Source organism: Pseudomonas sp. WS 5146 (assembly GCF_012985495.1).
Classification (GTDB): domain Bacteria; phylum Pseudomonadota; class Gammaproteobacteria; order Pseudomonadales; family Pseudomonadaceae; genus Aquipseudomonas; species Aquipseudomonas edaphica.
In genome coordinates, this window is record NZ_JAAQWL010000006.1 from 321,853 (window position 1) to 342,404 (window position 20,552).

Here is a 20,552-nt window from a genome sequence, read left to right on the forward strand (position 1 = left end):
TCAGTGGTCCTGTTTACGGTTGAGGGCCAGTGCCTGGGCCGGCAGCAGGCGCACCGTGTCGCCGCTGTGCAGCAAGTGCGCGCCGAGGGCGACGACGATTTGGCCGGGCGTTACGCCGCTGTCGAGCAGCGCGTCTTCCTGGCCAAGGCTAGCGACGTTGACGGGGGCGAAGCTGACCTTGTCGTCCACGCCGATCACCCACACGCCGGTGCCTTGCCCCGCATCCTGCAACGCGCCGATGGGCACGCGGGTTTGCTGGGCCTGGCCATTGCCTTGCAGGCGCACGGTGATGGTCGAGCCGAGGGCAAAACGGTCGACGGCGCCATGCAGCACGTAGCGTGCGCGGTAGGTGCGAGTGGTGGGGTCGGCGCTCGCCGACAGCTCGCGCAGGGTGGCCGTCACGGCCTGGTCCTGTGCGCCGAACGGGAAGGCCAGGGCTTTTTGCGCGGCTCGGTCGCGCTGGTTTTCCGGCAGGTTGACGATGGCTTCGCGGGCGCCGTCGTGGGCCAGGCGCGCCACGATCTGGCCTTCGGCGACCACTTGGCCGCGATCCACGCGAACATCGGTGATGATGCCGTCGCCGTCGGCCTTGAGCACCGAGTAGGTGCGGCGGTTTTCGATCTGGCTGGCATCCGATTGCGCCGCGGCCAGTTCGGCTTCGGCCACGCGCAGGTTGGTCGCCGACTGGTCGAAGATCTGCCGCGACACGGCGCCGGTGCTGGCCAGGCGCTGGTAACGGTTTTCGTCATCACGGCGTTGGCGCAATTGGGCCTGGGCGGCGTTGACGCGGTTTTTGGCCGAGCGCAGGGCCAGTTCGAAGTCGCCGATGTCCAGTACCAGCAAGGTGTCACCACGGGCGACATGCTGGCCGGGGTCGACCTTGCGTTCGATGACTTTGCCGCTGACCCGGAAGCCCAAATCGCTTTCGGTGCGCGCCGCGACCACGCCGGTGTAGGCGCTTTGCTGGGTGCCGGCGGCTTCTACCTTGGCGGCCAGAACGGGACGCGGCAGGGGCACTTCGGCGGCGGTGTCGGCCTTGCTGTTGCAGCCGCTGAGGACAATCAACAGGGCCAGGGGCGTGAGAAGACGCAGGGGAAGAGGGCGCATGACGGGCTCCAGGGGTGGCCAATGGATAAAAAATTATGGACATAATTTTTTGCTCATATTATGGTCGAAATATAAATTAATCCAGCCCCCGGATATTCCTTATGTCGAACGCCCCGGCCCCCTCACGAAGCCTGTTGTTTTTACTGATGGCGCTCACCGCACTCGGTGAAGTCTCGACCCAATTGCTCATCCCCGGCCTGGGCGCCATCGAGCAGGAACTGGCGGCGCCAGCGGGTTCGGCGTTGATGGCGTTGTCGGCATTTGTGGCTGCATTTGGCCTTGGGCAATTGCTGTTCGGGCCGCTGTCGGACCGCATCGGCCGTCGCCCCGTGCTACTTGGCGGCCTGGCGCTGTATGTGCTGGCAACCCTGTCGATGCTGCTGGTCAGCGACATTCAACAGTTCATTGCCGCCCGCGTGCTGCAAGGCCTGGGCGCCTGCGCCGCGCTGGTGCTGGCGCGCACGGTGGTGCGTGATGTGTGGAAGGCCGAAGCGGGGCCGGCGCTGGCGTTGACCATGATCGGCATGCTCTACGCCATCGTTGTGGCGCCGATGATTGGCGGGTTGCTGATCAAGCTGCTGGGCTGGCAGGCGCCGATCCTGCTGGCGCTGGTGATCGGCAGCGTGGTGCTGGTGTTGGCGCTGTTGTTCTTTCGCGAGAGCAATCACTTTCTGGACCCCAAGGCCGGGCATTGGCGCCCCCTCGGCGGGCAATACCTGGATCTGCTCAAGGGCGGCCAGTATCGGGCGTACGCGGTGGCGTTGGCCTGCACCTACGGCGCGATGTTCGCGGTGATCGCGGGTTCATCGGCGGTATTTATCAACCTGCTGGGGTTCAGCAGCCTTGAGTACGGGCTTAATTTTGGCCTGATCGTGTCGATGCTGATCGTTGGCTCTACCTACACCCGGCGCAATATCCTGCGCCTGGGGCCGCAACGCATTGTGTCGATGGGCGTGACGCTGGTCGCCATCGGCGGGATTCTAGCGGTGGTGATTTACGAGCTGTTCGGCCTGTCGGCGCTGGGCCTGGATATTCCGGTGGCATTGGTCACCCTCGGCGGCGGCCTGGTGTTGCCGGGCTCTGTCACGGGCGGGGTGATGCCCAACGCCCATCGTGCGGGGTTGGCGGCGGGGTTGATGGGCTTTTCGCAGATGTTTGGCGCGACGTGCAGTGGCCTGTTGCTGAGCCATCTGCGTGATGGCAGTGCCACGCCGATGATCATGATCCAGGCGAGCTTTGCGGTTTCGGCGTTTGTGGCGTTCCACCTGCTGCGCCAGCGCCAAGCGCTGCTGGCCGCGGCTTGATCGTTCCCACGCTCTGCGTGGGAATGCCGCCCCGGACGCTCCGCGTCCCGCTCTGGCAGTCGTGACGCAGAGCGTCACTGGATGCATTCCCACGCGGAGCGTGGGAACGATCAGCGGTCAGGCCATGTCGCTGTGCGCGAATTCCTCGCCGAGAAAATCAATCAGGGTGCGCACCGACGGCAACAGCCCACGGCGCGAAGGGAAAATCGCGTGCACGATCCCGGTCCTTGGCGACCAACCCGGGATCAAGTTGACCAGGCGCCCGGCAGCAATGTCCTCGCGCACCACCACACTCGGCAGGTGCGCAATACCCACCCCGGCACACACCGCGTGGCGCAACGCCAACAGGTCATCGGTGATCATCCGTGGGAAATGCCGGATCACCGCGCTGGCGCCGTTCTCGCCAAACAATTCCCACTGGTACTCACGCTGCGCCGAGCCCCAATACACGCTCGGCAACCCATTCAAATCCCCCGGCAACGGCGGGTTGGACAGGCGCGACACCAACGCCGGGCTGCCCACCAGGCACTGCGTGCTGTTGCCAAGCACCTTCATCACCAGATCGGTGTCTTCCAAGGGCGGAAAGCGAATGCGCAGGGCGATGTCGAAGCCTTCGTGAATCACATCCACGCGCCGGTTGGTGCTCTCCAGGTGCAACTCCACCAGCGGGTACTTGAGCATATAGCGGGTCAGCATCGGCCCGACCCAGGAGTTGAGCAGGGCGGTGGGGCAGCTCAAACGCACAATGCCCTGGGGCTCGGAACGGTTGCGCTCGATCACTTCGGCAGCGGCTTCGGCCTCCACCCGCATGGCCAGGCAGCGCTGGTAATAGACCTGGCCGATTTCGGTGAGCGAACAATGCCGGCTGGTGCGGTTGATCAGGCGCACACCCAGGCGCTCTTCGAGCTCGCTGATACGCCGGCTGAGCTTCGATTTAGGCATGTCCAGCGCGCGGCCCGCGGCGGCAAAACCACGGTGCTCGACCACTTGGGTGAAGTAATAGAGGGTGTTGAGGTCTTCCACTATCGTTCTCCAAATAGAACGCTAAGGGTTATTTTTGCCGTCTAGCGCGGTAAAGGTAGCGGATTTAAGCTGTGTACATGCACTGCTTTCACGCCTTTGGAGAAACGCCATGAAAAATATCATCGGTATCTACACCAGCCCACGCAGCCATTGGGTAGGCGACGGCTTTCCGGTTCGCACGCTGTTTTCCTACGACACCATGGGCAAGCACATCAGCCCGTTCCTGTTGCTGGACCACGCCGGGCCGGCCGATTTCACCCCGACCCAAGCACGTCGTGGCGTCGGCCAGCACCCGCATCGCGGCTTTGAAACCGTGACCATCGTCTACAAGGGCGAAGTCGAGCACCGCGATTCCACCGGCGCTGGCGGCACCATCGGCCCAGGCGATGTGCAATGGATGACGGCGGCCAAAGGCATCCTGCATGAGGAGTTCCACTCCGCAGCGTTTGCCCAAAAGGGCGGCGCGCTGGAAATGGTGCAGTTGTGGGTCAACCTGCCGGCCAAGGACAAAATGACCGATGCCGGCTACCAGACCATCCTCGACGGCGATATCCCGTCATTACCGCTGGCCGACAACGCCGGCAGCTTGCGCCTGATTGCCGGTGAGTTTGCCGGTAAACAAGGCCCGGCCCGCACCTTCACGCCGATCGACGTGTGGGATGTGCGCCTCAATGCCGGTAAGTCTGTGACCCTCGACCTGCACGCCGGGCGCAACACCGCGCTGGTAGTGCTCAAAGGCACGGTGCAGGTCAATGGCCAGGAACTGGTGCGCGAAGGGCAACTGGCGTTGTTCGAACGCGACGGCGACCAACTCGCCCTGGAGTCGAACAACGATGCGATGTTCCTGCTGCTCAGCGGCGAACCCATCGACGAGCCTATCGTCGGCCACGGCCCGTTCGTGATGAACACCGAGCAAGAGATCCACCAGGCTTTTGCTGACTTCCAATCAGGCCAGTTCGGCCAGATGCATCACTGATTCACCCCCGCAACACCCAACCCAGATAGCCAGGCCGGTTTACCGGCCAAGGATGGCTGTCGCCCATGGAAAAGAGGAAGCACTCATGACTACTCCCTACAAACGTCTGGACAAGGACAACGCCGCCGTTCTGCTGGTTGATCATCAGGCTGGCCTGCTGTCTCTGGTGCGAGATATCGAACCGGACAAGTTCAAGAACAACGTGCTGGCCCTGGCTGACCTGGCCAAGTACTTCAAGCTGCCAACCATCCTCACCACCAGCTTCGAAACCGGCCCCAACGGCCCACTGGTACCGGAGCTGAAGACACTGTTCCCGGACGCGCCGTACATTGCGCGCCCTGGCCAGATCAATGCCTGGGACAACGAAGATTTCGTCAAGGCGGTCAAGGCCACCGGCAAGAAACAACTGATCATAGCCGGTGTGGTAACCGAGGTTTGCGTGGCGTTCCCTGCGTTGTCGGCTCTGGCTGAAGGGTTTGAGGTGTTCGTGGTGACGGACGCATCCGGCACCTTCAACGAAATCACCCGCGATTCGGCCTGGGACCGAATGTCGGCCAACGGCGCGCAACTGATGACCTGGTTCGGCCTGGCCTGTGAGCTGCACCGCGACTGGCGCAACGATATCGAAGGCCTGGGCACCTTGTTTGCCAACCATATCCCGGACTATCGCAACTTGTTTACCAGCTATAACGCGCTGACTGGCGCCAAGTAAGCGCAAGACCCAAGGGTTGCCACATACCCCATGTGTGGAGCGGGTTAGTGTGGGAGCTGGCTTGCCTGCGATGGCATCACCTCGGTTTATCAGTCATACCGAGGTGTCCGCATCGCAGGCAAGCCAGCTCCCACACAAAGCCTGTTCCCACATTTTGTTATTCAGTATTGCCGATTCATGCGATCTTCTCGCCATACACCCTGGAGTCGCCTGGATGCCCTCATTTATCGCTGATCACCCGATGCTGTGCGCCGTGGCGCTGATCTTTATCGACATCGCTGTGTGGCGGCTTATTTCCGCCAACCTCGCCAACTGGAAGCTGGCGGCGCGCCTGGCGATCTTTGCGGTGTTCAGCGCCGTGCTGTTCAACGACGGCATGAACCCCATGCAGCTTGCGCCCTATGGCGACAACACCGCCTTGCACCTGGCGGCCACGGCGTTGCAGATCGGCTGGTGGCTGTTCGCAGCGCGCACCCTCACGGTATTGCTCGGCACGGTCATGATGAATCGCGTCGGGCACGGCGGGCGCTTGCTGCAAGACCTGCTGGGCGCAGTGATCTTCCTGATCGCGATCATCGCCGCCATGGCCTATGTGCTCGACTTGCCGGTCAAGGGCGTGCTCGCTACCTCCGGCGCGGTGGCGATCATCGTCGGCCTGGCGCTGCAAAGCACCTTGAGCGACGTGTTTTCCGGGATCGTGCTCAACACCACCAAGCCGTATCAGGTGGATGACTGGATCTCCATCGACGGCACCGAAGGGCGCGTCACTGACATCGACTGGCGTGCCACACGCCTGCAAACCTCCCAGGGCAGCATGGCGGTGATCCCCAACTCCCTGGCGGCCAAGGCCAAGATCATCAACTTCTCACGCCCGGCGGACATGTTCGGCCTGGCGGTCAGCCTGCAAGTCAGCCCGCATGCGCGCCCGCAAACCGTGATCGAAGCGCTGGAGCGCGCGATGCAAGGCTGCCGGCCATTGTTGACCAAGCCCGCGCCCAGCGTGGCGTTCAAGGCTTCAGCCAGTGGCGGCGTGGAATACGAGATCAGCGGGTTTGTGCCGGCCATGGGCCAAAAGCGCGAAGTGCGTAACCAGCTTTACGACCTGGCGTTCCGCCACCTGCAAGCAGCGGGCGTGGGCCTGCTGTCGGCCACTGAAAGCAGCGCGCCGCCGGTGATGTCCCACGCACGGGCATTGCTGGAGCGTTCGTCGATTTTCTCCACGTTGCGCCAAGAGGAAAAAGACACCTTCAGCCAGAACATGACCCTGCACACCTACCGTGCCGGCGAGATGATCCTGCCGGCGGGGGAGGTCAGCGACCATTTGTTTATCGTCGAGTCCGGCGTGGTCTCGGTGATGTTGATCAAGGATGGCCACACGTTCGAAGCCGGGCGCATGGGGCCGGGCGAGGTGATTGGCGAGTCGGGGATTTTGTCCGATCAAGCGGCGCTGGCGGACTTCACCGCCAAGACCTTCTGCACGCTGTACCGCATCGAGAATGAATACCTCAAACCCTGCCTGGACGCGCGCCACGACATCAGCGAAGCGATGAAGGCACTGCTGGATTTCCGTGTGCACGCCGCGCAAGCCCTGACCCAGGACGCGCCGGTGGTGCCGGTCAAGAAAGGCTTTTTGCAATGGCTGCGTAACCGCGGGTTGTGAGGCCGTAACGCCATATCTTCGGGATATAACGCGATCTAAATGTGGGAGCGGGCTTGCTCGCGAATACGGTGGGTCAGTCGCCTATGCATCGACTGACACTACGCATTCGCGAGCAAGCCCGCTCCCACATTCAGACTGAGTTGTTTCAGTTGGAAGGTGCGCACCGGGTTCGGCGCGCACTGCTGGTTGCTCAATGACTCAAATACACCGGGCTGTCGGTGGACAGCGAAGCTTTTACCGCGTGGGTCATGTCGGTGATCAGCGCTTCTTCGCGGTCCTCACTTAATGCCTTGAGGGTAATGGCCACCACTTCCTGCGGGGTGCTTTTTGGCGCCTGCACATCCGCCACCATGTCAGTGTCGATATAGGCCGGGTGTACGCCGATCACCAAGGTGTTCTGCTCGCGCAATTCACCACGCAGGCCATTGGTAAGACCCCACTGCGCCGACTTGGAGGTGCTGTAGCCGCCGGAGCCGGGAGGGCTCAGCCAGCTCAGTACCGAGAGGATATTGATCAACGCGCCACCGCCGTGCCGGGCCAGGATCGGTGCAAAAGCGCGGCTCAGGCGCAAGGTGCCGAAGGTGTTCACCTCAAAGTGCTGCTGCAGGTTCTCGATGCTGTCTTCGGCCAGCAACGAGCCGTACTTGAGCCAGCCCGCGTTGTTGATCAACACGCTGACATCGCCGCACTGCTCGGCGGCGCGCTGCACGCTGGCCGGGTCGGTAATGTCCAGGGCAATCGGCGTGCTGCCGGGGATATCCACACTGGCCGGGTCACGTGCACCGGCATACACCTTGGCCGCACCCGCTGCCAGCAGCGCGGTGACAAACGCTTTGCCCAGGCCACGATTGGCACCGGTAACCAACACCACTTTTCCACGAATATCCATGATGCACTCCAGGCAACGAATTAGGTTTAATAATGAAACCGTTTTTATCTTGAGCCTGTTGGTCCTATAATGCAACCTAATATTTATGCATGCCCGGAGGCCCGACGATGAAACGCAAATGCCTGGAAGGCGACTGCTGCCCGGTCGCCCGCGCGCTCGACGTGGTGGGGGATTGGTGGACGCTGTTGATCATCCGCGACGCCTACGCCGGGGTGACGCGCTTTGGCGACTTTCAAAAACGCCTGGGCGTAGCGAAAAACATCCTCGCCACGCGCCTCAAGGACATGGTCGAACAAGGCCTGTTGCAAACCAGTGAAGTGGGCGCGCGCAGCGAATATCAACTCACCGACAAAGGCCGCGCGCTGATGCCGGTACTGGTAACCCTGGCGCAATGGGGCGAAACCTTCACGCAGCCGGCCGATGGCAGCACCCACTTGCTGGATGCGCGCTTGCTCAAGCCGCTGCGCAAGGTTGAGATCGTGTCCGAAGACGGCCGGGTGCTGGGCCTGGAAGACATCATCACCCAGATGCCAGCGGCATAACGACTGGGCCATTGTGGCGAGCAGGCTGTTGTGGCAAACAGGCTTGTTATGGAAAACAGGCTTGTTGTGGCGAGCAGGCTCGCCACAAAGGGAACATGGCGACCTGAAACGCTCTCAGGCAAAGCCTCCAAGACCTCAGGGGCATTTTCTTCAATACCACCGCAGCTCAGCCCTTTACCGTGAAGTCATCGTCACTCGGCATCACCAAAAGGAACTGCAATGAGCTTGATCATCTCCATGGCCGCCTTCGCTTTGGCCACTTCCATCACCCCCGGCCCGGTCAATGTGGTGGCGCTCAGCTCCGGCGCGCGCTTTGGCTTTGCCGCCAGCCAGAAACACGTAGTCGGCGCCGCCGTGGGCTTCACCTTGCTGCTGGTGCTGATCGGCCTGGGCCTGCATGAAGTGCTGGTGCGCTGGCCGATCCTCACCCAGTTGATCCAGTGGGGCGGGGTCGCCTTTTTGCTGTACATGGCCTGGAAACTCGCGGTCGACGATGGCCGACTCGACGCCGAAGGCACTGCCACCGCGCCCTCGATGCTCTACGGCGCGATCATGCAATGGCTCAACCCCAAAGCCTGGCTGGCCTGTGTGGCGGGCATGGGCTTGTTCGTGGCCGATGGCGATGCGCGCCAAGTGTGGCTGTTTGCGGCGCTGTACCTGGTGATCTGCTACCTGTCGGTGGCGTGCTGGGCCTATGCCGGCACGTTTTTGCGGCGCTACCTGAGCAACCCGCAAGGCGTGCGGCTGTTCAACCGCTCAATGGCCGCGTTGCTGGTGGCCAGTGTGGGTTATTTGCTGATGGCTTGAGCAAGTCGCGGTACTGGCCCGGCGTAGCGGCGAAATGCAGTTTGAAGGTGCGCTGAAAATGCGCCTGGTCGGCAAACCCGGCGGCCAGGGCTACATCGGCGATCAGCTCGCCATTGCGCAATTGCGTGCGGGCAAACTGAATGCGCCGGTTGACCAGAAACGCATGGGGCGTGAGCCCGTAATACTGCTTGAACGCACGAATCAAATACGACGGCGACAGCTCGGCCGCCAGGCAAATATCTTCCAGCTTCAACGCCTCGGTGCAGTGCGCGCGGATGTACTCCGCGGCGCGCTCCAGCTTGTGGTTGACCTCACGCAGCGGCGTCAGCGACGGGTTCAGGCGCTGCTGCACTTCGGTGAAATAACTCACCAGCGCACTCTCTTTTTGCAGCAGCTCGGCCTGCTCATCCAGCAGAATGCCGTACAGCTCGATCAGGCCGTGATACAACACCGTGTCGGGGGTATGCGGCGTATTGAACGGCCGATAACCCTGCTCGGTACTGAAACCCAGCTGGTATTGCAGGTCCGTCAGCCACGGTGTGTCGAGGTAAATCATGTGATACGACCAATGCTGGTCGTGGATCGGGTTGCACGCGTGCACATCACCGGGGTTCATCAACACCACCGTGCCGGCGCTGATCTCGAAGGTCTGCGCGCCATAGTGGTAATAACTGCGCCCGCTGGTGATGGCGCCGATGGAAAAATGCTCGTGGGCGTGACGGGTGTAAGTGACCTTGCGCCCGTCGGGGATGGTGCGCGCCTCGATGAACGGCAAGCGTTCGTCACGCCAGAAGCGTGGCGCGTGCGCGAGGTGAGGCGGGGTGTTCAGCGACATGGCGGTGGCTCCATCCCTTGAGGCGAGTTGCGATCATTGCACAGACCGCCGGGGGCGTCAGCTTCAAAGCTGCTTGGACAAAAACACCCGGCTGCTGCCTTCGGGCTGGCAGGGTATTTCACCCAACCGCACCCACCCCTGTTTCTCGTAAAACCCCGGTGCCTGAAAACTCAGGGTGTACAGCACCGCATGCTGGCAGCCCCGGCGCCGCGCCTCGTCTTCGAAGGCCTGCAGCAACCGGCTGCCCAGGCCCGAACCGCGCAGGGCGTCGGGCAAGTGGAACAGGTCGAGGAAGGCCATGCCCAGGGTGGTTTTACCCGTGATGCCACCGAGCAGCTGCTGAGTGTCCGGGTCTTTGAGCAACACCATCAACGGCCGACGATCATTGCCGCCGGTGACGGCCTCATTGAACGCGGCAAGGCCATCGCCCAGCAGGCGCTCGGCGTCGGGGTTGGGTTGGTCGCTGATTTCAATCATGCTCATGCGTTCTCGCTCCTCAAAGCCGCTGGCGCACCATGTGCATCAGCCGTTCACCCACCTGATCAAACCTTTTGTTTTGCGCCACTACCTGCGCGCCTTCCATCAGCAGAGACAGCTCCTGTGAGCGGCCGAAGGTGTGGGCCGGGTTCGTCTAGCGCTTAGAACACCCTCCACCGAGCCTAACACCGTCAGCGACTCACACTCGCTGCCAACCGCCCATGTTGTCGGCCTTGATTTCGAAATCGATGGCTTCGCGGTAAGCGTCGCCAAGATTGGCGTGCAGCCCCCCGCCGAGTGCTTGGGTAGGCTGCCATGTTTGCGTCTCTGGATCGAACACTTCGGCATCGTCACCGGCAGTGTCATCCATCTTGTTGCGCAAGGGCGTGTCGCTATCAATTCGGTGTTCGAGGCTGACCCAGAGTTTGGTATTCGAATTGACCAGCGGGAAATCTGCCTGGTTTTCCGTCTTGCCCCTTGGGGACATGATTGTATGCGAGGCCTGGGGCTCGCGATCCAAGGGAGCACGGTGAGCTGCCTCATGCATGTGTTGGATGTGCGAAGGGGGAGTGTAGGGCGTACGGGTGATTGGAAACATGGACGTACCTCGGCGATCTTTAAGAAAAAGTATCGCCAGAACCTGATCCGGCGATTCCTTTCGAAAACTACAGAGCCCTGCCAAGGCATTCAATAAGGTGATTTTTTGCAGATGTAACTGCTCAAAACTGCTGGTGACTGCGCTCATGTAACGATGGGTGCGGTCTATCGGCCGTGGCTCAAAACCGCGTATGACGTTTCAACTTGGCTGTCAGAAAAGGCAATAGAGGCGCGCTTCTTACCTGTTGCAACACAGTTGCCCGTTCAATGATGGCTGACGGGCGTAAATCCCGTTACATAAACACGACCAGAAAGTTAACGGCCTAAAGGCCCATCACCATCTCATGCCACGCCATCCCGCCATGCTCCGACGGCGACGGCTGCACATAGCCGTAACCCATGCGCGTATACAACGGTACATGCTGCTCCTTGCACATCAAATGAATCGTTTGCTTGCCCATCGCACGCATGCGCTGCACAAACTCAGTCATCAGCAGTTTGGAATAGCCCTTACCCTGCTGCGCCGGGTCGACCACCACCGACATGATCACCACATTCGGCGCCTCGGCCGCATGCCCCACCAACTCCTTGAACGCCTCATCCGACATCACCACCTGATGGGCGCAGCCACAATTGATAAACCCCACCACCGCGCCATCCGCCTCCAAAATCAAAAAGCCCTCGGGGTACTGCGCAATACGCGTGGCGATCTTCTCCAGCGTCGCCGCTTCATCGCCTTCGTAGGCGCTGGTTTCGATTTCAAAGCAACGCGCGGCGTCGGCGGGCAGGGCGTTGCGGAAGGTGAGGGCGGGCATGGGAGTTTCCTGGGGCATTAAGCGAAAGGCCACATCATAAAGAAACATCCAGTGCCTGACACAGATTGTGGTGATGGCAAACAAGCTCACTGTGGCGAGGGGGCTTGCGCTAATGCCAGTCAGTTAAGGCATAGCCGGTAATTGTGGCGAGGGAGCTTGCTCCCGTTGGACTGCGTAGCTGTCCCATTTTTTGGGCCGCTTCGCGCCCCAGCGGGAGCAAGCTCCCTCGCCACAGATGCCGGGGTTTCCAACAGCCATTTTCGCCAATAAAAGAGGGGAGTGTGAATCGAGCATCACGCCTATCACCGCGTACCTTAGTCGAGAATACAAGCGCCTGTTTGGCGAGCCGCCTAGAAAAAACGTTGTGACCATCAAGACCGCCAGGCAGTAGTCGCCCCAAAAACCAGAAAACCCGCCAAAGCGGGTTTCCTTACAGCTCACATCACCTCAACTCACAGCAGGCACATCAAAACCGCGCCGCTCCATCACCGTAAACACATCCGACACGTCCTGGATCATGATCCGCGCGGTATTGGCGACGGTATTAACGTCATGCTCGGCGTAGTCGGACACATTGGAACAGGCCATCAGGTGCAGGTAGGCGAGGGCAGCATTGAGACGCTCGCTGGCGCAGGCATGGAGCTCGCTGAGCGGGGCGTCGCTGTCGATGAGCAGGACAGGGTATTCGGTTGCGGTTTGGGACATGGGGGTGAAGCGGCGGGGCGGGTGTTGAGTAGTCATGGTAATAGTCCTTAAAAAAGAAAAATTGCCACCTTTTGCTGCGAAACAAACGGGTGGCAGCTGTGCGCGGGTTCGCAGACCGGAGGACTATTACCAGACCCGGCAGACCCGAAGGTCTCCCACGCACAACCGCCATAAAACGAGAGACAGCTGTGAATCGGCTGCGTCGAGTTTGACGGTACAGGTAATAGTTTTTAGGGCTGCGAAACCCTGTCGCTGGCCAAGGCTGGCGACGGGGCGAACTATAAGGTGTGGTTAGCCAGGGTGCAACTGAGAGGATGTATCAACCTCAGTCATTAACTTTTCCATCCCTAGGTCAGGAAGATTTGGTTAGTTTCACAGGCCAGCGCAGTCAAGTGCGTTCGGCCTGCACAGTCGTTTGCAGCGGGAGCCTCAGTAGGTCTGCGTGCATAGCTGGCAGAAATCTCCTGATTGGCTACTAGCGTTACCTGGTGCAAATAGCTTAGATCCATCGAAGGTGAACGGCGGCAAACGGCCAGAACCGGTCATTCATACGCGTCTACCAAGTTGGCATTCAGAACGGCGCGACAGGCTAGAACCTACTATTCAGTGCAGTCGTCCTGTAAATCGCTCTTCAGGGGATCCGGCAGCTAAAACGGCTTCGGCTTTTATCAGCGTGCTATCGAAATCTGCCGGCTTATCCAGCCCTATCCGTGCGCTGGTGCAGTAAAGCGTTTTATAACCAGGTCCCGCTAACACCGGGCAAGTTGTCTGAATACACGGGGAGTCGATCACGCTGTCAACTTTGCCGTCAGTCGCGTAACGCACGACTCTGCTACCGCCCCATTCCGCATTCCAGAGAAAGCCCTGGGCATCAATACAAGAACCGTCTGGAGCACCCTGACCGTTGACTGTAGTGAATACACGCTGGTTTTCTAGCGACGGGTAATCGCAGCAGAAAATGCATTCTTGCAGGGAGTCCGCGTAGTACATGGTGGAACCGTCCGGGCTAAAACAGATGCTGTTCGGGATCGCCACTTCGGGAAGGTCCAGCGTTTCAGTCTTGAGCGTCGCGGCATTGAACCGGTGAAATCGCCCTATAGTTTGCACCGGCTCACCGGCATCCATAGTGCTAAACACAAAGTTGCCCATACGGTCGCAGCGGCCATCATTGATCCGGGTTCCTGCCACGCCAGGGGTGGCTGTGATTTTGCTGAAACGACCAGTGCTCAGGTTGTAGTAGCCCAGGCAGGATGCCAGTCCCATCAGCAATATGTCTTCGTCTGCCGTGAGGGCAAATGACCCTAGCGGCTCTGGCAGGGACCAACGCTGCACTTCGCCGTTTTCGGGGTCCAGAGCACGCAACTCGCAACCGGAGATGTCGGTCCAGAACAGGCGTTCGGTTCTTTCACACCAGATAGGGCACTCGCCAAGAAGACTTGTGGTGCCGGTTAGGGTTTTAAACATGGTTGCGTCCTACGAAACAGGATGGGGCAAACAAGGCAGTCAGTTGGAGAAAAGCGCTGACCACCTATCACCGAACAAGGCGATTGCCAGGCCTGCGAGCATCACCATCGCCCCGGCCAACTTGACGAGAGACACCGGCCTTTCCGATGCCCCCATCAATCCGAAATGATCGATAACCAGTGAAGAGATAATCTGACCTGCGATAGCGAGGCCCAGCAGGGCTGACAGACCGATTTTTGGCGCAAGCACCACATAACTAAGCAAGGCACCGGCACCCAGCAGACCGCCCAACAGGCTCCACCAGGGCTGGGCAGGTATAGCCGCCAGTGAGGCCACTATCCCGCCGCGCATCAATGAAAAGAAGCCCAGGCATACCGCACCTGCAGTAAATGAGAACAGCGCCGCCGCTACGGAATCTCCACCCACACCTTTAGCGAGTTGACCATTCAGCGTGGTCTGCAGGGTAATGCCAAGCCCCGCGGCGATGGCCAGCAGGTAGTAAGCTGCGTTCATCTCGCGCCCCCTTACTTGGCTGACTCAAGCGGCATGAATGTCTCGGCAAAAATATCGGGCTGGTAGCCTGCGGCAGCAAACAGATGCTCACGGGACTCGTCGATTGCTGCACGCAGCCTTGCGCTGTCCACGCCCAGCACCTTGCCGCCGCGTTTGACGATGCACCCGCCAATCATGACTGTGTCGACATTGCTGCGTTCGGCCGCGTGTACCACGGTGCCGAATGCGTTGCCTGACGGGTAAAGGTTGATGTCCTGCGTGTTTATAAGGATCAAGTCGGCCTGTTTGCCGGGGGCCAGGCTGCCGACTTTCTCCTGCAATCCGGCGCAGGCAGCGCCGTCGAGAGTGGCGGCTTTGAGCAGGCCATGAGCAGGCAGGGTCACCGGATGATGTTCTGCGCCGCAGCAGCGCTGCTGATGCATGCCCATGACGCGCTGCAGGTAGAAAGCCACCCTCATCTCCATGAACATGTCACCGCTGTAGGAGGTTTCGTTATCGACACTCAGCCCCGGGCTGATGCCGTGGCGCTGGGCCGACTGCATGGCGAACATTCCATCTTCAATGCCGTAGTGGGCATCTGAACGCGGGCATACGTTGACCCGAACGCCAGCCTCGCTAAGGATTTTCCAGCCGGCGTCCGGCAGCGAGGTGCAGTGGTTGAAGATGTTATCGGGACGCAGCAGGCCCTCGCGATGCAAACCCTCCAACTCAGCTGCCATGTCCCCGCCAAAAAATTCGGTGATGATCGGCAGCCCCAGACGCCTGGCCTCAGCCCACAGCTCAGGTTCAAGCTGTGCCATCACCGCCAGCGAGAGCAGCGGGTTGTCACCGTTATTGACGTATTTTTCCTGGAGACGCTCCAGGTTGCCGGGCCAGTGGGCTTTGTCCCACTCACCGGAAACTGGCGCACCGGAGGCGTGTACAGATCGGATACCAGCATCAAGCAGCGCCTCTACCGCAGCATCGGAGTGCGCGCCGGTACGGCTGTTGTGCGAGTTATCGACCACGGTCGTGATGCCCGCATCGATGCAGCCCAATGCAGTCAGCAGGTTGCCGATATACATGTCAGCCGGGCGATAGTATTTGGCGAACGAGAAGTGCGTGGCGTTGCAGTAGTCTTCCAGGGTTTCGGCATTCGGATTGATTCGACGCAGTTGGCCCTCCCATGAGTGACGATGCGTATCGACCATGCCAGGCATGGCAATCATACCGGATGCCTCGATAACAACGGCGTCGCCAGCCTCGATGTTTTCACCTATGGCCGTGATGGTGCTGCCTTCGATAAGGATATCGCCGCGCGCCAGATTGCCAATATCGCCATCCATGCTCAGCACAGTGGCGCCGCGGATAAGGGTGCGGGCGGCCGGAGCGGCCGGGGCCTGCACAATGCTGCGGTTATATTCAGCCATTTTCTGTACACCTCTTCAAATTTCGTTGGAAGCAATGTACGCAATGCGGTACCGCGGGAAAAAGATGGTTAAACTGTTTTTATTATTCAATATTTACGAATAATAACGACTTCCCCCGATCACTGCTTTGAGGCTGCTAACAGTCATGGACCGTATTCAAGCGATGCAGGTTTTCGTACGTGTGGCTGAAGCAGGAAGCTTTATCCAGGCGGCGCAGACGCTCTCACTGCCGGCCTCGACAGTTACCAGCAGCGTTAAAAATCTTGAGAAGTACTTGCAGGTACGCCTGCTGAACAGAACAACGCGGCGTGTCAGCCTGACCTCTGAGGGCGCACAATATTTGGCGCAATGCCGGGAAATATTGGAGCTGATCGAACACACAGAGACCAGCCTGACGGATTCCGTAAAACGGCCACAGGGGCGTTTGCGTGTCGATATGCCGGGTGGCATTGCACACTTCATCGTCATGCCAAACCTGCAAGACTTCTACAGGCGCTACCCAGATATCTACCTGATGATAGGCGTCAACGATCGGCAGGTTGATCTGGTTCAAGAGGGTGTCGATTGCGTTATTCGTACAGGCGAGCTCGATGACTCAACGCTCGTTGCGCGCCCACTCGGTCGGTTTCGCTGGGTAACCTGTGCGTCTGCCGCCTATCTCGAAGAGAACGGCACTCCGCAAAATCCGCAAGATTTGTCTCACCACCGGGCCATCCATTACTTCTCGGGCCGCGCAAGGCAAGCAGGTGAAATGCGTTTTGCCCGTGGTACCGAAAAAATCTCAGTCCCGGTGAACGGCACAGCGGCCGTCAACGAGACTGGGCTTTACATCAAAATGTGCCTTGAAGGCTTCGGGCTGGTGCAGCTCGCTGAGAATGTGGTCAGCGAGCATCTGCGAGAAGGGCGACTGGTCGAAGTGCTTGCTGACTGGCAGCCCGCATCGGTTCCTGTGCACCTGCTATACCCGCATCAGCGCTTTTTATCGCCAACTGTGAGCGCATTCGCTGACTGGATTGCTGGGCTTGTTCGCGACGATGATTCAGCAGATTCAAGTTGAACGTTGCGCCCGGCCAGCATGCCGGTGAATGCGCCGGCTACGGAGATTGCGGCTGTGATCAGCAGCGGTGCTGTCCAGCCACCGGTCCAGTCGTGCAGTTGGCCCAGCAGCAAGGGGCCTGCGGCTGCCATCAGGTAGCCGACGCACTGCGCCATTCCTGAAAGTGCCGCCGTGTCACCGGCATTTTTTGTGCGCAAGCCGATGAAGGTCAGGCCGAGCATCATGCTGGCACCAGAGCCGAAGCCCAGGACCGCGGCCCACAACATGGCGTAGTCTGGCGCGTAAATGAGCCCGATCAGGGATGAGGCGGTTAACAGGCTGACGGTAGCGGCTGCCAGTTTCTGGTCTTTGAGACGACGAAGCGTGGCCGCCAGAATCAAGCCGGGAATGGCCGTGGTCAGTTGAAGCGTGCCGTGTACCGTGCCTGCTTGCTCCGGGGATATGCCATGGTCCATCAGAATGGTCGGCAGCCAGCCGACGGCGACATAAAAAGGCATCGCGTTCAGCCCCATGAACAGCGTGACCTGCCATGCCAGCGGCGAACGCCAGACGGCCACGGTTGGCGCTTGTTTCGGACCGGACAGATTTACGTGTTCGTGTTTTTTCAACTGCGGAAGCCACACCACCATCGCCAACAGAGGGGCTGCGACCAACAAACTCAGGGCAATCGGCCATTCCCATGATTGGGTCAGCGGAATTATCACAGCTGAACCGACAGCGCCTGCTGCGCCCATTGTGATGGAGTAAGCGCCGGTCATGGACGCCATTTTTGTTGAAAAGTCGCGTTTGATCAGGCCGGGCAGCAGCACGTTGCCCAGGGCGATCCCGGTGCCTATCAATACCGCACCGGCGTACAACGCCCAGGCACTGCCTGCGGAGCGGAGCAGGATGCCCGCTGAAATGACCAACAGTGCACCGAAAAGCGTGCGCTCGATGCCGAACCTGCGGGCGACCGATGCGCTGAGCGGGGAGAAGGCTGCAAAGGCAAGTAATGGCAGTGAAGTAAGCAGGCCTAGAGCTGAGGCGCTCAAGCCAAAATCATTCTGGATCAGCGGCAAAACGGGCGCGATGCTGGTAAAGGGAACGCGCAGGTTCACGGCGATAAGCAGAATGCCTGCGACGAGCGCGATGGCATGCCACTTGTTTTTTGTATCTGACATATTCTTTATCTGTCCTCTTAAAAGAAGACAAATGTAGAGAACTTCAGAATCGTCTAATATAGATATCAAGACACCTGATATCTAAATTATGCCAAGCTCAAAAAATGTCGTTTCCTCGCCGGAAGATTTCGATTCAGACCTTTTCGCCCAGGCAGCGATTGCGCTCAAGGTTGCGCCTGACCTCAATGGTTCGGGTGCCCGTCCGCATGATCATCGCAAAGGCCAGCTGATCCTGTCTTTGCATGGCGCAGTGAGCTGTGAGGTGCAAAATGCACTCTGGCTTGTCCCTCCCCAGCACGCCGTATGGATCCCGGGCGGCACGCCGCACAGTTGCCGAGTGACCGAAAACGCCCGGACCTGCTTTCTGTTCGTTGAGCCCGGTGCGGCAGCCATGCCTGAAGAATGCTGCACGGTTGCCATTACGCCCCTTGTTCGGGAGATGATCCTGCATCTCGCTGAACAGGAACCTGCTTACGATTCCGAGGGCAAGACAGCGCGGCTGGTTGCAGTGCTGCTTGAGCAGCTTTCCGATGCTCCGCTGAAAGAGCTGCATTTGCCGATATCAGACCACCCCAAGATCAAACAAATCGCGGATATGCTCTTCTCCGATCCAGGCGACCGAACCACGTTGCGCGAGTGGGCCACTCGGCTTGCAACCAGTGAGCGAACGCTGGCCAGGCTTGTAGAAAGCACGACCGGGCTGAGCTTCGGACGCTGGCGTCAACAATTGCATTTGATGATCGCACTGAGTCATTTGGCGGAGGGGGTATCCGTGCAACGTGTGGCGGGCATCCTGGGATATGACTCTGTTAATGCATTCATCACTATGTTCAAGAAAGCACTGGGTAAACCGCCTACTCAGTATTTTTCCTCTCTGCGCTAGTGCTCTGCTGGCTGATACAAAGCGCCGAGGCTGTAGAACGATCTGTCTGCTATTGGCCGATTGCTGACTGTAAAGAAGGGCTGCAAGCGGCTATCAGCGACATTACCGCTTTTTGCCTTACGCCCACTGCACGCAGCCAACCTCGTCGGCGTTAACCCTATTTTTAGCTTGCTGAAACGTTTCATCAAGTTTATAAAAATGGCACAACTCCAAGAAAGGCTGCCGCCATGACCCCGCTCAAACTCTTCGTTGCCCTCAGCGCACTGTCCGCTGCCTCCCACGCCATGGCCTGGGATTACGTTCTGCTCGACACCGACAAAGCCGCCCAGAGCTGGCAGATCACCAGCCAGCAACTCGGAATAAAAACCGACAAGCCCTTCAGCGTTACCCTGCGCACCTTGCACGGCGGTCGGCAGGAGGGCGTCAGCATCGTCGACATTGATAACGGCACGATGAAGCTCTCGGTAGTGCCGACTCGCGGCATGAACGTCTTGCAGGCCTCGGTCGGCAGTGTGCGCATGGGCTGGGATTCTCCGGTCAAGGAAGTGGTCAATCCGTCCTTCATTGAACTCAATGGCCGCGGTGGTCTGGGCTGGTTGGAAGGTTTTAATGAACTGGTCGCCCGCTGCGGCTACGAATGGGTCGGCCACCCCGGCGTCGACAACGGCGAACTGCTGACCCTGCACGGTCGGGCCGCCAACATTCCTGCGAACAAAGTCACCCTGCATATCGATGAAAAACCACCGTACGCCATCACCCTGCGCGGCGAATTGAAAGAGCAGGCGTTCAAGAAGGTCGACTTCTCGGTCGCGACCGAACTGGTCACCGAACCTGGCAGCGTCGTGTTCGCCCTCAACGACACCCTGACCAACAACGGCGACTATCCGAAGGAATACCAGGCGCTGTATCACAGCAACTTCAGCACCCCGTTCCTGGAGCAAGGCGCTCGTTTCGTCGCGCCGGTGAAACAGGTGTCGCCGTTCAACGACAAGGCCAAGGGCGATCTGCCCGACTGGCAAACCTACCGCGCACCGACCAAGGACTACGACGAAACAGTTTACAACGTGGTGCCGTATGCCGATGCCAAGGGCGATACGTTGACCGTGTTGCATAACAAGGCCGGCAGCCTGGGCGTTTCGGTCGGCTTCAATACCCAGACATTGCCGGTGTTTTCCCTGTGGAAAAACACCGATACCCAAGGCCAGGGCTATGTCACGGGGCTGGAGCCAGGGACAAGTTTTTCCTACAACCGCCGTTACCAGCGGCCACTGAACCTGGTACCGACAATTGGGCCCAAGGAACACAAGCAGTTCCGCATCAGCTACAGCTTGTTAGCGGATAAGGCAGCGGTGGATAAGGCCCTGAAGCAGGTGAGCGAGATTCAGGATGGGCGGGAGACTGAAGTGCGGCAGACGCCGTTGGTTGATCTGACCAAGGAGTGACTCCGGCTGGAGCATTGTCGGCCGATATTGCAGCTCCTCGGCCAAGTGTCGCGTCTGATTCCGTTGGCTTGTTCAAGGTCCGCCCGCGAGCGCGTGACCTTGGGCCTGCGACTGGCAGCAATAGATCAATGCCCTGCGGATGTCATCGGACAGCGCTCACTGATGCTCTGGATAT

Annotated in this window: 21 protein-coding genes; 9 read left to right on the forward strand and 12 right to left on the reverse strand. The window is 59.6% G+C overall.

Features of this window, described 5'->3' with window-relative positions:
• The gene (locus tag HBO41_RS18175) at positions 1–1,107 is read right to left on the reverse strand and encodes an efflux RND transporter periplasmic adaptor subunit (protein ID WP_169987256.1); all 1,107 of its coding nucleotides are present in this window, start codon (positions 1,105–1,107) and stop codon (positions 1–3) included.
• A 101-nt stretch (positions 1,108–1,208) separates the two neighbouring features.
• Here HBO41_RS18175 and HBO41_RS18180 point away from each other — a divergent pair, with 101 nt between their 5' ends.
• A complete protein-coding gene (locus tag HBO41_RS18180) occupies positions 1,209–2,411 on the forward strand; it encodes a multidrug effflux MFS transporter (protein WP_169987258.1) in 1,203 nt (400 codons plus the stop codon).
• Positions 2,412–2,528: 117 nt separating this feature from the next.
• Here the strand turns inward: HBO41_RS18180 and HBO41_RS18185 are convergent, their stop codons facing one another.
• Positions 2,529–3,437 (reverse strand): LysR family transcriptional regulator, encoded by a 909-nt coding sequence (locus HBO41_RS18185; RefSeq protein WP_026013891.1) that lies wholly within the window; start codon positions 3,435–3,437, stop codon positions 2,529–2,531.
• A 106-nt stretch (positions 3,438–3,543) separates the two neighbouring features.
• On the opposite strand from HBO41_RS18185, the gene HBO41_RS18190 reads away from it, so the two are divergent.
• The 3 genes from HBO41_RS18190 to HBO41_RS18200 all read left to right on the forward strand — a co-directional run bounded on the left by HBO41_RS18190 (position 3,544) and on the right by HBO41_RS18200 (position 6,782).
• On the forward strand, positions 3,544–4,410 hold the full coding sequence (locus HBO41_RS18190) for a pirin family protein (RefSeq protein WP_017139688.1): 867 nt from the start codon (positions 3,544–3,546) through the stop codon (positions 4,408–4,410).
• Between the two features lie 85 nt (positions 4,411–4,495).
• Positions 4,496–5,122 (forward strand): isochorismate family cysteine hydrolase YcaC, encoded by a 627-nt coding sequence (ycaC, locus tag HBO41_RS18195; RefSeq protein WP_017139687.1) that lies wholly within the window; start codon positions 4,496–4,498, stop codon positions 5,120–5,122.
• Between the two features lie 214 nt (positions 5,123–5,336).
• Positions 5,337–6,782, forward strand: a complete 1,446-nt coding sequence (locus HBO41_RS18200; RefSeq protein WP_099548723.1) for a mechanosensitive ion channel domain-containing protein — start codon at positions 5,337–5,339, stop codon at positions 6,780–6,782.
• Positions 6,783–6,972: 190 nt separating this feature from the next.
• On the opposite strand, the gene HBO41_RS18205 is transcribed toward HBO41_RS18200, so the two are convergent.
• Positions 6,973–7,671, reverse strand: coding sequence for an SDR family oxidoreductase (locus tag HBO41_RS18205; protein ID WP_099548724.1), 699 nt, complete (start codon positions 7,669–7,671; stop codon positions 6,973–6,975).
• A gap of 107 nt (positions 7,672–7,778) precedes the next feature.
• Here HBO41_RS18205 and HBO41_RS18210 point away from each other — a divergent pair, with 107 nt between their 5' ends.
• Together HBO41_RS18210 and HBO41_RS18215 are read left to right on the forward strand one after the other, a co-directional pair.
• Positions 7,779–8,213: a helix-turn-helix domain-containing protein gene (locus HBO41_RS18210; protein ID WP_017139684.1), complete on the forward strand. Its 435-nt coding sequence runs from the start codon at positions 7,779–7,781 to the stop codon at positions 8,211–8,213.
• A gap of 219 nt (positions 8,214–8,432) precedes the next feature.
• Positions 8,433–9,020 (forward strand): LysE family translocator, encoded by a 588-nt coding sequence (locus HBO41_RS18215; protein WP_017139683.1) that lies wholly within the window; start codon positions 8,433–8,435, stop codon positions 9,018–9,020.
• Here HBO41_RS18215 and HBO41_RS18220 read toward each other — a convergent pair.
• From HBO41_RS18220 to HBO41_RS18255, 8 genes are all read right to left on the reverse strand, one after another.
• Complete coding sequence (locus tag HBO41_RS18220) at positions 8,962–9,855, reverse strand: AraC family transcriptional regulator (protein WP_169987260.1); 894 nt, start codon at positions 9,853–9,855, stop codon at positions 8,962–8,964. The genes HBO41_RS18215 and HBO41_RS18220 overlap by 59 nt on opposite strands.
• Before the next feature lie 63 nt (positions 9,856–9,918).
• Positions 9,919–10,338, reverse strand: a complete 420-nt coding sequence (locus HBO41_RS18225) for a GNAT family N-acetyltransferase (protein ID WP_169987262.1) — start codon at positions 10,336–10,338, stop codon at positions 9,919–9,921.
• A gap of 193 nt (positions 10,339–10,531) precedes the next feature.
• Complete coding sequence (locus HBO41_RS18230; RefSeq protein WP_169987264.1) at positions 10,532–11,077, reverse strand: hypothetical protein; 546 nt, start codon at positions 11,075–11,077, stop codon at positions 10,532–10,534.
• 175 nt (positions 11,078–11,252) lie between these two features.
• Entirely contained in the window at positions 11,253–11,744 is a 492-nt protein-coding gene (locus HBO41_RS18235; RefSeq protein ID WP_017139679.1) for a GNAT family N-acetyltransferase, read from the reverse strand.
• 447 nt (positions 11,745–12,191) lie between these two features.
• A complete protein-coding gene (locus HBO41_RS18240) occupies positions 12,192–12,485 on the reverse strand; it encodes a hypothetical protein (protein ID WP_056859523.1) in 294 nt (97 codons plus the stop codon).
• 567 nt (positions 12,486–13,052) lie between these two features.
• Positions 13,053–13,913: an SMP-30/gluconolactonase/LRE family protein gene (locus HBO41_RS18245; RefSeq protein ID WP_099548727.1), complete on the reverse strand. Its 861-nt coding sequence runs from the start codon at positions 13,911–13,913 to the stop codon at positions 13,053–13,055.
• Positions 13,914–13,952: 39 nt separating this feature from the next.
• Positions 13,953–14,426 (reverse strand): DMT family transporter, encoded by a 474-nt coding sequence (locus HBO41_RS18250; protein ID WP_099548728.1) that lies wholly within the window; start codon positions 14,424–14,426, stop codon positions 13,953–13,955.
• Between the two features lie 11 nt (positions 14,427–14,437).
• Complete coding sequence (locus tag HBO41_RS18255; protein ID WP_169987266.1) at positions 14,438–15,835, reverse strand: amidohydrolase family protein; 1,398 nt, start codon at positions 15,833–15,835, stop codon at positions 14,438–14,440.
• A gap of 145 nt (positions 15,836–15,980) precedes the next feature.
• On the opposite strand from HBO41_RS18255, the gene HBO41_RS18260 reads away from it, so the two are divergent.
• On the forward strand, positions 15,981–16,892 hold the full coding sequence (locus tag HBO41_RS18260; protein ID WP_083213987.1) for a LysR family transcriptional regulator: 912 nt from the start codon (positions 15,981–15,983) through the stop codon (positions 16,890–16,892).
• On the opposite strand, the gene HBO41_RS18265 is transcribed toward HBO41_RS18260, so the two are convergent.
• Positions 16,805–18,052 carry an MFS transporter gene (locus tag HBO41_RS18265; RefSeq protein ID WP_169987268.1) on the reverse strand — a complete coding sequence of 416 codons (1,248 nt, stop codon included), beginning with the start codon at positions 18,050–18,052 and terminating at the stop codon, positions 16,805–16,807. The two genes, HBO41_RS18260 and HBO41_RS18265, sit on opposite strands and share 88 nt — an antisense overlap.
• Positions 18,053–18,140: 88 nt before the next feature.
• Between HBO41_RS18265 and HBO41_RS18270 the strand changes: the two genes are divergently transcribed.
• Together HBO41_RS18270 and HBO41_RS18275 are read left to right on the forward strand one after the other, a co-directional pair.
• Entirely contained in the window at positions 18,141–18,935 is a 795-nt protein-coding gene (locus HBO41_RS18270; RefSeq protein WP_099548731.1) for a helix-turn-helix domain-containing protein, read from the forward strand.
• Positions 18,936–19,162: 227 nt separating this feature from the next.
• The gene (locus HBO41_RS18275; protein WP_099548732.1) at positions 19,163–20,377 is read left to right on the forward strand and encodes an aldose 1-epimerase family protein; all 1,215 of its coding nucleotides are present in this window, start codon (positions 19,163–19,165) and stop codon (positions 20,375–20,377) included.
• Positions 20,378–20,552 lie beyond the last annotated feature (175 nt).